The sequence below is a fragment of the uncultured Capnocytophaga sp. genome (assembly GCF_963525585.1).
Lineage (GTDB): Bacteria > Bacteroidota > Bacteroidia > Flavobacteriales > Flavobacteriaceae > Capnocytophaga.
In genome coordinates, this window is the sequence record NZ_CAURLX010000052.1 from 1 (window position 1) to 12,644 (window position 12,644).

Here is a 12,644-nt window from a genome sequence, read left to right on the forward strand (position 1 = left end):
GATTCATAATAGGTTTCATAACGTGGCTTTACCTCATACACTTCATGGCAATGAGGACAAGAAACCTTGATAAGCTCACTTTTTTCTTTAAGTCCTTTCTGTGAGTACCTAATAGGGGTACCACAATTGGGGCAATTAAAGACTGTAATTGCTTCAAAGTATTGCAAATCCTCTTGAGAACTATGAAAAGAGCAACATGAGCATTGTACAACGGCTCCTTCTTGGGTATAGGTAATATGTGCAGCTTCCTGACATTCAGGGCAAGCTACCCATAGGGGTTCTTTCCAAATAGGAATATATTTTTCAGTGTAACGCTTCATTAGTGGTAAAAGGTAAGAATAAGTATTATTACTGTCTGTTATGGAAATTACATAAAGAAAGAAAAATGAATCATTTCTCTTCCTGTCCAAGCCGACAATATAGAAATTTTACATATCTTTTCTTCTTCTCTTTCTTCCCAGAAGGTACGAATTTCATCAATATCTTCATTAAGGTAATTTTCAAAAGATAATTGAAAGATGTTTAGGAAAGAATAGGTTATTATTTCTTCTTTGTAATCCTTTAAAGTTAGTTTTAATACATTATTTTGATAAAATAATTCAACTACTTGACCATCAGGATAAGAGGGCATTTTATCAAAACCTAAAAATAAAGTATCCATTTTTGAATTCTCTCTAAAAAGTTACAAATCAAACACAGAACTACGCTTTCTTCTGATAAGGTCTTTGATTTTTAGGGCGAAGGCGAAAGCGAAATAAAGCCCAAAGCCTGCGCCAAAGATAAAACTGATATAGATAAAGAACAAACGAACGTATTTCACCCGTAATCCTAAGCGTTCAGCCAAGCGGGTAGAGACGTTGAAACCGTTTCGTTCAAAGAAGATACGTACTTTGGTAAAGGTTGTGTTCATAAGTTACTTTTTTAAGAGGTTTTGACCTATTTGGCAAGCCATACAGGCATGTTTGTTACAATATTTCTTATAAAGCTGAAGGATTGCTTGGCTTTCCAAAGCATTGGTGTTGGGCAAAAGGAGTTTTTCCCAACGGTCAAGGATGCTATTGTGTTCGGCAGGGGTGGCACGCATCTTTTCTTTACAGTCGGCTAAGAGGTCTTTGTTAATAGAAAGAGCGAAGGCGTACTGCATAGGAATGATGGTGTTAATCCACAGGTTGGCTATCTGTGCGGGAGTGATGCGCTTGTTACTTTCTTTGCTTTCTTTACCGAAGGAAAAATGGTTCTTCCAATAGGGAGAAGGGACAATCTTTCCCAATAGATCTACAGCTTGTTCATAGGAATCCAACGACATACATTTGTCAAAAAGAGCCTGCTGCTGATGATAGAGAGCTGCTACTTGAGCCAAGCGAATGGTAGGAAAGTTAGGGGGGCGCAGTTTTGTGAATTGTACCTTGAAGAAAGCAGGAGGGAGTACGTACTTATGGACTAAGTATTCATATTCCTTTTGTAGAGAATGGTAATAAGGACAATTGATGTCGTTTTCCTCCAATAAGCGCAATTGCCCCATTAGTAAGGCTTCCATTTGTGTAAGGTTGTGCATCTGCTTGCGAATAATGGAGAAAGGAATTTGCTTTCCTGCTTCCCAGAAAGCCTCTCCGTTGATATTTCCTCCGAAGTTGCTAAGTAGTTTTAAGAAAAAAACGGCTTCCCAATCCTGTTGGGTTTGTTGTAAGAGAGCTAGGATGGGTTCAGCTTTCTCCTTGAGTCGCTCTACATAGAGCTTGTCGAGCCAATCTGTAATAATTCTACTATGAACGGAGGTAATTTCCTTCTCACAAGGAATAAAAGATACCTGTGCTTGTTGTAAGTGTGTATATTTTTCTACCAAATCAGGTGAGATAAGGGTCTTGAGTTCTAAGGTGGGGATGATGTTCTGATGAAAATCAAATACTTCTACATCATGCTCCCATACTACGTGAAGAATCACATTCCCATAAGCAGGATCTTGTTCGTGATGATGTGCATACCACTGAGAAGAGGAGGTATGTAGCTCTACATTGCCTGCCCACTGAAGGGAACCAATGCGCAAGCGAGCATTGAAGAAGTCAGGACCTGCGTAAGGATTGACCTCTCCATAAGAGAGGATATCTAAGTCTTCTCCATTAGAAAGCTGAATAGGAACAGAAGGAATAAGATGTGTTCCCCATATGTATTGCAAAAAATCTTCGCGTATCATTTGGAAAGTGATTCAATTAGGAGAGTAACCAGCTCACTATCGGTATCGTAATGAACAAATTCTCCATTGTTTATATAGGATATTTTTCCTGTTTCTTCAGAAACTACTAAAGCGAGAGCGTCTGTTTTTTCGGTAATAGAGACAGCAGCGCGGTGCCTCAATCCATACTCTTTAGGGATTACACTTTGACTTACGACAGGAAGAATAACACGTGTAGCTACAATGAATCCGTCTTGGATGACAATAGCTCCATCGTGGAGAGGACTATTTTTATAGAAAATACTCTCTAGAATGGGTTGGTTTAGCTCGATATTCATCTTATCCCCTGTAGCTTTTACAAATTCTAAAGATTGATTATGTTCCAAGATGATAAGTGCTCCCGTGCGGTCTTCTCCCATCTTTCGGCAAGCTGAGATAAGGGTTTCGCACATACGATCTATAATAGAGTTTTCCGTAGTTTTCTTTAGGAAAGAGAATTTTTTTATAAAGTTCTTACTCTTAATAACATTGGTGGAACCGATTACTAAGAGAAACTTACGTATTTCCTGCTGGAAAACAACAATTAGAGCGAAGAATCCTACGTTAATAAATTGTCCTAAAATACCACTGACTAATTCCATCTTGACTATTTGGGTAATCTTCCAAATAACAAAGATAATAACGATTCCCAAGAAAATACTAATAGCAACTGTTCCCTTGAGCAGGCGATAGATGTAGTATAAAATCAGTCCCACCAGAACGATGTCCAATAAATCTACAAATTTGAAGTTTAAAAAGTCAAAAGAATCAAGCATTTCTATTTGTTATTAATATTTTTTCTATTTTTCATTAAGAATATATATTCTTGAAATAATTCCTCCATCATTTTGATGTAGTTCTGTCCAATAAATATCTATAAATTGCTGAAAAGTCATCTTCCCACTAAAAATATAAATATAATATACATTTTTATATGTACCAAACTTATCCCAAGGCGTTTTTTCTCCTCCGTTTTCTTTTAGTCGAAAGCCATCAGGATAAACAAAAATAGGTGTATTTCCATATTTTAGTTCTTCCTTAGGATCATAAGTAAGAAAGGTAAGATTTGTAACATCAATAAAGCCTAATTGCTTGTGAGGAATATCTGCTAAAGAGAAGTAAACGTGTGCATCTGGATTACTGTGTGGATTTCTTGGGTTTTTCTTCTTCTCCTGAAGCTCGCTAAAGTGTTTGGCTACTTTCTCAAGGTTATTTCTTCTGTCTATATGAAATACCCAATTAGTAGAGCTGATAAGTTCATTAGCATTAAGCTTAGCTTCTCCTGTTGCCTCCTCATAAAAAATATGTACTTGTGAAAAATTATCTACTTGGGTAATTTCAACATCTTTCACTTGTGGAAGTTCCATTTTTTTATTTTGACAACTCAAGAATAAAAAAGTACATAAAACATATACATAATAGCGTATCATTGAAAAAAGTATTTTATCTTCAGATATTTTTAAATAATCTTTCTATTTCTTCCTTAGTATTAAAGGAATGTAAGCAAATTCTTAATCTTTCTTGTCCTTTAGGCACTGTAGGAGAGAAAATAGGTTTTACACCTATTCCCTGAGACTGTAAGCTATCTGACAATTTCTTCAAGCGTTCGTTATCAGGAATAATAAGCCCTTGTATAGCTGACTGAGAGAGAATAAATCGCATTTTTTCTGTATTTTTTACTTCAAATTCTTGGACTTTACGCTGAAAGAAAGCTATATTTTCTCTTAATTTTTCTCTGGATACTAAGCTAGGCAATAATTCATAAGCTGCAAGTAAGGGAGCTATAACCTCTGGAGAGGGAGCTGTAGTGTAAATAAAGGAACGAGCAAAATTCACTAAATAATCTATAACTTCCCCGTAAGCTAATGCAATAGCTCCGTGAGAACCTACTCCTTTACCAAAAGTAATCAATCGTAAGAATATTCGCTTTTCTACTCCTAAGGATTGGCATAACCCTTCTCCCCTATCTCCTAATACCCCTACAGAATGAGCCTCGTCTATAATTATATATGCATTATATTTTTCTGCTAAAGTAAGAATGCCAATTAAGTCAGGAATATCTCCATCCATTGAGAATATTCCTTCTGTAGCAATATACAATGTATTGGCAACCTCAGAGAATCTCTGTAGTTTATCTTCTAAGTCTGATAATGAATTATGCTTATACTTAAAGCTCTGTGCCTTACTCAGCTGTAACCCATCTCTGATAGAAGCATGTATATATTGGTCATAAAGTACAATATCTCCTTTCTGTGGAATAGAAGAGAAAATACCTATATTAGCATCATAACCTGAGTTAAATATAAGCCCCCTTTCACTATGATGAAATTGTGCTAATATATATTCTGCCTCTTCTATCAAGGAATAATTTCCTGAGAGAAGACGTGATCCTGTGCTTCCATTCTGTAATGGATACTTTTGTAGCAATTCCTGTGCTCTCTCTCTCACAAGAGGATTTCGTGCCAACCCCAAGTAATCATTAGAATAGAAATCAACTTCATAATACCTTGAGGAAAGACAACGAAAAGTTTGAGATTGTTTTCGGTTATTAAGAGCCTCTGTGATTGATTTAGGAACAGAATACATATTTTTCTATTTTCTGACAACAAATTTTTCAACAATAATTGTAGCTAACCAAGCACAAAACGCAGGCAATATCCAAGACAATTCATACTCGTGAAGAGGAAGAGGTATCTTTATAAAATCAACCTTTATTTGCTTAAGAAAAGTAGGGATTGAGGTAATAAATGTAACTATTCCCACTAACCTAAATACAGTTCTTGAAGCAAAAGATGTAGGTAGCAAGTGCAGAAAAATAAGAACAATAACCGTAGGATAGAACAATATCAGTATAGGATAAGCTATTTCTATGATAGAATCCACACCAATAGGAGCCATTATCGCACTATAGATACAAAGAATAGTAACAATAATCTTATAAGTTCTCTCATTTCCTCTGGTGATTGTTTTAAAGAAATCGGCTCCTCCTGTGATAATTCCTACTGCTGTTGTAAAGCAAGAAATACATACAGCTATACTAAGCAATACACCACCTACATTTCCTAGAATATGATGTGTAATAAGCGAAAGCAAGCGAACTCGCTCGGTAACCTCAGGAAAATTTGCTCCCTGTGAAGCTCCTGTATAAATAAAGCCTGTATAAACTACAAATAATAAAATACCACTCCCTATACCAGAATAAATCGTTAGTCGCTTTACCAAATGTGTATCATATGTATTTGAAAGAAATAAAGAAGTTACAATCACACCTCCTATAATAATGGAAGACATAGCATCAAAGGTTTGATATCCTTCTAGTAGCCCCTTCCCTATTCCTATAGGTGCCACAGAAGCAGAGGCAACAACCTTATCATCAGAAATAATTGCTTGAAAAATAACCAATAGTATAATGAGAATCATAATCGGTGTAAGATACTTTCCTAGTACATCCAATACTTTATTCCTCTGATAACATAGAAAGGCAACCAATGAAAAATAAACCAAATAAAAAAGATAAGTAGCCCAAAGAGGAATTGTTCCGTCATAAGATGCAGATATCATCTCATAACTAACAGACGCTGTTCTAGGCATTGGAAAAACAAGGCATATTGCATAGAGTAGCATTCCCAGAAGAAGTCCCACTATAGGGTGTATCTTCTTACCAAAATCAATAACAGAACCTTGTAGACGTGCCTGAACAATAACTCCCAATATAGGAATTAGCACCGCTGAAAGACAAAAGCCAAGAGAAACTAAGAGCCACTGCTCCCCAGCTTCCTTTCCTAAGAAAGGTGGTAACACAAAGTTTCCTGCTCCAAAAAATATGGAAAACATCGCAAAAGAGGAAACTATAATTCGAGTAAAAGTTAATTTCATAATATTTGTATTAAAATTTAAGAGTTAGTATTTTTTCTATTCATATAAGGAAATTCCATTTGCATCTGTTGTTAATGCTCTTGTCATAAAATCAAAAAACGGACGCATTGCCAAAAAAGATTGAACTATTTCTTCAAAAAAATTCTCCTGAAATACTTCTTCTGTAGAGAAATCTCTCTTAAGCAGAAATTGCTTTTTTCTTAAGAAATCAATCATTGGATCTTCTTTTTTAAAACCCTTAGGAGCTGTCTTCACTTCCTCTCCCCAAAGAATTCCTCCAAAATACTTCTTAATGGGAACAGATTCCATTATCTGTAACATCTCTTCTCCTTCGGCAGCTATTTCTTGACGAATACGTAACAAATCCTTAGGCTCTGGGTTAAAAAAACCTCCTCCTACAAAGGTTTCCTTAGGACTTATACAAAGATAATATCCGCCTCTATATTTAGGTTGCTTCCTTGGAAAATAGAGCCCAAAATGTGTCTTATAAGGAGGCTTATCCTTTGCAAATCGCAAGTCATTATATATCCTATATATCTTAATGGCTCCCAAATAATCCTTATTTTCTATCTCTGAATATATTGTTTTAAAAAACTCATTCACTATAGACTTCACTTTTTCATAGTCTTTTTTATTATCAGAAAACCATTCTTTATTGTTATTTTCTGATAAAGCAGAAAGAAAAGAAAAAATATCTTTTGTTAAACCTATCATAACAAAAATAATTTTATAAGTGATTTGATTTATTTAAGCGCAAAGATACAATTTTTTAGGAGAAATACACTATTATTCGTAATTATTTTCTATCTTTGCAACGTTTTTAATAATTATATAATGGAGACAAACCGTCAAAAGAAAATTGCAGGATTATTACAGGAGGATTTAGGTGATATATTAGGAAGAGCTGTACAATCAGGCGGATTCACCAATCTTATTATTTCAGTTACAAAAGTATCTATCACTGTGGATTTGACACTTGCTAAGGTATATCTTAGTGTATTCCCTAATGAGCGAGCTAAAGAAATTATCTCAGCTATACAATCCAACAGTTCTCAGATAAAGCACGAAGTGGCACAACGAGTTCGCCATCAATTACGAAAAATGCCTGAGCTTTCTTTCTTTCTAGATGATTCTTTAGAGTATCTCTCCCAAATAGAACATTCTCTCAAAGGAGAAGAAAATCCTATTGAAAATCCGGAATTACTTATCAAACGAAAAAAATCGTAACTCCTTGAATTCCTCTCTTTTTATCGCTTGGCGATACGTCTGGTCAAAAAGTTCTCAGAATGTCATTAATATTATCAATTGGATGTCTATTCTTGTCCTCATTCTAGGAGGAGCATCTTTGATGATTGTATTGGCAGGCTTTTCTGGATTAAGAACTTTTAGTATGTCTTTCTCAAACTTCTTCGATCCAGACCTAAAGGTTCTCCCTATAGCAGGAAAAACTTTCACTATTTCTTCTAAGGAAGAGGAATCACTTGTGCAAAGTGGAATTATTGCTCATTATAGCAAAATTTTGGAAGATCGTGTTTTTCTTAATAGTCAAGGAAAAAATTATATAGCTTACATAAAAGGAGTAGATGAAAATTATCCAAAGGTAAACGCTGTAGATAGTATCTTAGTTCTCAGTCCTAATGATTGGCTTCTGGATGATGATTATGTAGTAGTAGGCAATACAATTGCCGAAACTCTTAATTTAGGGCTTTTCACCAGCACCACTCCTCTACAAATTATTGTTCCAAAAGCAGGAAAAGGTAGTATCACCTCCTCTAGTACTCCTTATAGAGAGGAAACTGTGTTATTATCTGATTATTATCAAGTTACAGAAGATTTAGATAGTAAGTATGTTTTTGCCACTCTCAATCTTTCTCAGCGTCTGTTAGGACTAACTAAAAATGAAATTTCTGCTATTGAAATCAAATTAAATAAAGATATTTCTCCTGAAAAAGGAAAAAAAATCCTAAACAATATCTTAGGGAAAAATTTTGTTATCAAGAATCGTATGGAACTCAATGAGGATTTGTATAAAATGTTCCAAACAGAGAATCTCGCAACTTACCTTATCTTTACGCTGGTGCTTATTGTAGCTCTTTTTAATCTTGTAGGAGCTATCATTATGATGATTCTAGACAAAAACAAGAATTTATACACTCTCTTTGCTTTAGGAATGTCTGAAAGAGAAATACGAAGCATCTTTTTACTTCAAGGAACTATAGTTTCATTTCTCGGAGCCATTTTTGGTGTAGCTCTAGGATTGGGAATAGCTTGGTTACAGAAAGTCTATCCTATGTTGTATATCAATCCAAATGCAATTGTTCCTATAGCTTACCCTATTGAGATTCACTTTTCTGAAGTTATATTGGTTTTTTTTACTATTCTAGTATTAGGATTTATAGCATCATTCATAGGGGCTAGCAAAGCAAAAATCAATCATTAATTTTATTAGCTTCTTGATAATTAAGCAGTGAAAGTGCGAAAAATACTTCTGAAAAGAGCGCTACAAAAAAAATAGTTATAAAGGATAAAGTATCCCATTCTTTATCCATCTGATTCTCTAAAAATAATGGGATTAAGAAAAATAAGCACAATAGCATCTGTAAAGCTGTTACAAATAGGAACCTATTGGCTATAGAATAATCTTTCCTACCAAAATCTTTTTTCAATAACATATTTATTAAGAATACACTCATCATATGAAATAAATAGATACTCCATAGTGGATAATAGGATTTCTTTTTATACTCGCATTCAATATAAAAATGAATGACAAAAAAAACACCCATTATCAAGAGTGTTTTTAGCAAATTTTTAAAGTAAATTATCAATACCGGATTCATTATCTTCTCTTCTACCAACGAATGACAACACTTCCCCAAGTAAATCCACTTCCAAAAGCAGCTAGAAGAACCAAATCATTTTCCTTAATACGCTTTTGCTCCACGGCCTCTGCCAGAGCAATAGCTATAGAAGCTGCTGTGGTATTACCATATTTCTGAATATTATTGAATACTTTATCATCTGAAAGTTTGAATTTCTGTTGTATAAACTGAGAAATACGCAAGTTAGCCTGATGAGGAATAAACAAATCTATTTCTTTTTCAGTAAGATTATTATGCTTTAACCCCTCCATTATAACCTCAGAAAAACGTACAACTGCATTCTTAAAAACAAATTGTCCATTCATATGAGGAAAATAAGAAATATCCTCTGGATTGTTTTCTTTAATGAGTTCAGTTACCCACTTCTTCCCTACGCCAGGTGTTATAATGGCTAATTCCTCTGCATAGGCACCTTCACTATGTAAGTGCGATGACAAGATTCCCTTTCCTTCCTCTTCTGTTTGGGAAAGAATAACTGCTCCTGCCCCATCTCCAAAAAGCACTGCCATATTACGACCACGAGTAGTCAAATCCAGAGCTGGAGATTGTGTTTCTGAAGCTATTACAAGAATATTCTTATACATTCCTGTCTTTATAAACTGATCTGCTACAGAAAGAGCATATACGAATCCAGAACACTGATTACGAATATCTAAAGCTCCTATCGTATTAAGTCCTAACTCTTTCTGTGCTAAAACTCCACAACCTGGAAAGTAATAATCCGGGCTAAGAGTTGCAAAGATAAGAAAATCTATATCCTCTTTATTGATGTTTGCTTTTGCAATAGCCATTTCTGCAGCACGTACCCCCATATTTGTAGTGGTATCTTTTCCCTTAGTTGCAAAATGTCTTTGCTGGATTCCTGTACGCTCTTGTATCCATTCATCAGAAGTATCCATTATCTTGGATAAATCATCATTTGTAACTATATTTTCTGGAACATAATACCCTGTTCCTTTAATAATAGAATTATACATAAATTATTAAAATTTAAAAAGAAAGCCTTGTTAAACAAGGCTTTCTATATTATTGAAAATCAATTATTTCAACACTTCTTTTACTTTATCAGCAGCTTCTTGGAACTGAATAGCTGAATGTACAGCAAGTCCTGATTTGTCTATTATTTCTTTAGCTATCTCAGCATTGGTTCCTTGTAAGCGTACAATAATAGGCACCTTAATGTCAGCTCCCATATTCTTATAGGCATCTACAATACCTTGAGCTACACGATCGCAACGTACTATTCCTCCAAAGATATTCACTAAGATAGCCTTTACATTAGGATCTTTAAGAATAATTCTAAAAGCAGTTTCCACACGTGCTGCATCGGCTGTTCCTCCTACATCAAGAAAGTTAGCAGGCTCTCCTCCGGCTTGTTTTATCAAGTCCATTGTAGCCATTGCTAGCCCTGCTCCATTAACCATACAGCCAACATTTCCATCCAAATCTACATAGTTAAGTCCTGCAGCTTTAGCTTCTACTTCTATAGGACGCTCTTCACGAGTATCTCTTAGTTCTGCATAGTCTTTATGACGGAAAAGAGCATTGTCATCAATGGTTACCTTAGCATCTACTGCAAGTATTTTACTATCAGAAGTCTTCAGAACAGGATTTATTTCAAAAAGACTTGCATCAGAAGCAATATAAGCCTTGTATAAAGAAGTAACAAACTTCACCATTTCCTTGAAAGCCTCTCCTTCTAATCCTAAGTTAAATGCTACATTTCTTGCTTGGAATGGAAGAAGCCCCAATTCAGGATCTATTTCCTCTGTAAAGATAAGATGTGGAGTCTTTTCAGCCACAGCCTCTATATCCATACCTCCCTCAGTAGAATACATAATCATATTCTTTCCTTTGGCACGATTAAGTAGGATTGACATATAGTATTCCTTAGGCTCACTCTCACCTGGATAGAAAACATCCTCAGCGATAAGCACCTGATGTACTTCTTTTCCTTCCTTGGGAGTCTGAGGCGTTACCAAATGCATCCCAATAATTTGAGAAGAAATTTCTTTCACTTGATCCAAATTCTTAGCAAGTTTTACTCCTCCTCCTTTACCTCTACCTCCTGCGTGAATTTGTGCTTTCACTACATACCACTGAGTACCTGTTTGTTCTGTGAGTTTCTTAGCGGCTTCCACAGCTTCATCGGAAGAGGTTGCAACAATTCCTCTCTGTACGCGTACCCCAAATCCTGATAGAATTTCTTTTCCTTGATATTCGTGTAAATTCATAATATAACTTTATTTGTAGTGGCAAATGTACGAAAAAATAATGATATTTCCATATTTTTCTTCTTTATTTTACCATAAAAATTTAAACAAAAAAACTAATCACTTAAAAACAAGTAACATAAGACAAAATAACCTTAAAAATAGATACAAAACAGAACAATATAAAAGTACAAAAGATAGGGAAATATCAACCTCCCTATCTTTTAAGTATGATTCAAAAAAACAATTTCTAGATTATAACTTAGGAGCTCCCTGAAGAACTTCTGCGTCAGCACCTGCTTCAAACTTCTTGAAGTTTTCAATGAATGCTTCAGCTAATTCCTTAGATTTGGCAGCAAATTGAGCCTTGTCATCCCAAGTATTTTCTGGGTTAAGGATACTTTGGTCAGACACAGTAGAACAAGATTGAGGCACTTGGAATCCGAAGATAGGAAGTTCTTTAAACTCTACCTTGTTAAGTGCTCCCGTAAGAGCAGCTGTGATAAGGGCACGAGTATCTTTTAAGCTACAACGTTTCATTTTTCCATTATAACCTGTATTTACAAGCCATACATTTACTCCAGAAGCTTTGATTTTTTCAGCTAACATCTTTCCATATTCCGCAGGGTGCAATGGCATAAAGGCTGCTCCAAAACAAGCAGAGAAAGTCTTTTGTGGAGTAGTAATACCTACTTCAGTACCTGCTACTTTAGAAGTATATCCAGAGATAAATTGGTAAGCAGCTTGGTTCGGTGTAAGTTTGGAGATTGGAGGCAATACTCCGTAAGCATCAAATGTAAGGAAGAAAATATTCTTTGGATTGTGTCCTATAGAGCCTGGTTGGATATTGGCAATGTGGTAGATAGGATAAGAAACACGAGTGTTTTCTGTGATATCAGTACGAGAGAAATCAACTACTCCCTTGTCATCCATAATCACGTTTTCAAGGATTGCTCCTTTTTTGATAGCTCCGAAGATTTCAGGTTCTTTTTCAGCAGTAAGGTCGATTACTTTAGCGTAGCAACCTCCTTCAAAGTTGAATACGGTATTCTCTGGAGTCCATCCGTGTTCGTCATCACCGATAAGGTGTCGGTTAGGGTCTGCTGAAAGGGTCGTTTTACCTGTACCAGAAAGACCAAAGAAGATCGCTGTATCACCCTCTTTTCCTACGTTGGCAGAGCAGTGCATAGGCATAGTGTTGCGGAATACAGGTAGCTCAAAGTTCATAGCAGAGAAGATTCCTTTTTTGATTTCTCCTGTGTATCCTGTACCTCCGATAAGAGCAATCTTACGAGTGAAGTTTAGGATAGCGAAGTTTCCTTGGCGAGTGCCATCTACGGCAGGATCAGCAAGGAAGCTAGGAGCATTGATTACTAACCAATCTTCTTTGAAACCAGCCAATTCGCTATCTTCTATACGAAGGAACATATTGTTAGCGAAAAGGTTACTCCAAGGAAGCTCAGT

General features: G+C 35.5%; 14 protein-coding genes and 1 pseudogene. 2 read left to right on the forward strand and 13 right to left on the reverse strand.

Annotated elements, in window-relative coordinates:
- The 9 genes and pseudogenes from RYK20_RS09790 to RYK20_RS09830 form a co-directional block, all read right to left on the reverse strand.
- A pseudogene (locus RYK20_RS09790) lies at positions 1-320 on the reverse strand (hypothetical protein); the annotation flags it as partial.
- A gap of 47 nt (positions 321-367) precedes the next feature.
- Positions 368-661, reverse strand: coding sequence for a hypothetical protein (locus RYK20_RS09795; protein WP_314895283.1), 294 nt, complete (start codon positions 659-661; stop codon positions 368-370).
- 21 nt (positions 662-682) lie between these two features.
- Positions 683-910 (reverse strand): PspC domain-containing protein, encoded by a 228-nt coding sequence (locus tag RYK20_RS09800; RefSeq protein ID WP_297978300.1) that lies wholly within the window; start codon positions 908-910, stop codon positions 683-685.
- Between the two features lie 3 nt (positions 911-913).
- On the reverse strand, positions 914-2,191 hold the full coding sequence (locus RYK20_RS09805) for a DUF2851 family protein (RefSeq protein WP_314895284.1): 1,278 nt from the start codon (positions 2,189-2,191) through the stop codon (positions 914-916).
- A complete protein-coding gene (cdaA, locus tag RYK20_RS09810) occupies positions 2,188-2,985 on the reverse strand; it encodes a diadenylate cyclase CdaA (protein WP_314895285.1) in 798 nt (265 codons plus the stop codon). The genes RYK20_RS09805 and cdaA overlap by 4 nt, the downstream gene beginning before the upstream one ends.
- A gap of 24 nt (positions 2,986-3,009) precedes the next feature.
- Positions 3,010-3,576: a hypothetical protein gene (locus RYK20_RS09815; RefSeq protein WP_311456845.1), complete on the reverse strand. Its 567-nt coding sequence runs from the start codon at positions 3,574-3,576 to the stop codon at positions 3,010-3,012.
- An 82-nt stretch (positions 3,577-3,658) separates the two neighbouring features.
- Entirely contained in the window at positions 3,659-4,795 is a 1,137-nt protein-coding gene (locus RYK20_RS09820) for a pyridoxal phosphate-dependent aminotransferase family protein (protein WP_314895286.1), read from the reverse strand.
- Positions 4,796-4,801: 6 nt separating this feature from the next.
- The gene (gene brnQ, locus RYK20_RS09825) at positions 4,802-6,085 is read right to left on the reverse strand and encodes a branched-chain amino acid transport system II carrier protein (protein WP_314895287.1); all 1,284 of its coding nucleotides are present in this window, start codon (positions 6,083-6,085) and stop codon (positions 4,802-4,804) included.
- 36 nt (positions 6,086-6,121) lie between these two features.
- Complete coding sequence (locus RYK20_RS09830) at positions 6,122-6,799, reverse strand: DUF2461 domain-containing protein (protein ID WP_314895288.1); 678 nt, start codon at positions 6,797-6,799, stop codon at positions 6,122-6,124.
- Positions 6,800-6,919: 120 nt separating this feature from the next.
- Here RYK20_RS09830 and rbfA point away from each other — a divergent pair, with 120 nt between their 5' ends.
- Together rbfA and RYK20_RS09840 are read left to right on the forward strand one after the other, a co-directional pair.
- Complete coding sequence (gene rbfA, locus RYK20_RS09835) at positions 6,920-7,312, forward strand: 30S ribosome-binding factor RbfA (RefSeq protein WP_297978307.1); 393 nt, start codon at positions 6,920-6,922, stop codon at positions 7,310-7,312.
- 4 nt (positions 7,313-7,316) lie between these two features.
- Positions 7,317-8,525 (forward strand): ABC transporter permease, encoded by a 1,209-nt coding sequence (locus RYK20_RS09840; protein ID WP_314895289.1) that lies wholly within the window; start codon positions 7,317-7,319, stop codon positions 8,523-8,525.
- On the opposite strand, the gene RYK20_RS09845 is transcribed toward RYK20_RS09840, so the two are convergent.
- The 4 genes from RYK20_RS09845 to RYK20_RS09860 form a co-directional block, all read right to left on the reverse strand.
- Positions 8,515-8,757: a hypothetical protein gene (locus tag RYK20_RS09845; protein ID WP_311456836.1), complete on the reverse strand. Its 243-nt coding sequence runs from the start codon at positions 8,755-8,757 to the stop codon at positions 8,515-8,517. The genes RYK20_RS09840 and RYK20_RS09845 overlap by 11 nt on opposite strands.
- A 179-nt stretch (positions 8,758-8,936) precedes the next feature.
- Entirely contained in the window at positions 8,937-9,944 is a 1,008-nt protein-coding gene (locus RYK20_RS09850) for a beta-ketoacyl-ACP synthase III (protein WP_311456835.1), read from the reverse strand.
- Positions 9,945-10,007: 63 nt separating this feature from the next.
- Positions 10,008-11,201 carry an ADP-forming succinate--CoA ligase subunit beta gene (sucC, locus tag RYK20_RS09855; protein WP_297978311.1) on the reverse strand — a complete coding sequence of 398 codons (1,194 nt, stop codon included), beginning with the start codon at positions 11,199-11,201 and terminating at the stop codon, positions 10,008-10,010.
- A 234-nt stretch (positions 11,202-11,435) separates the two neighbouring features.
- On the reverse strand, positions 11,436-12,644 hold a 1,209-nt coding region (locus tag RYK20_RS09860; RefSeq protein ID WP_314895290.1), incomplete at its 5' end, for a phosphoenolpyruvate carboxykinase (ATP).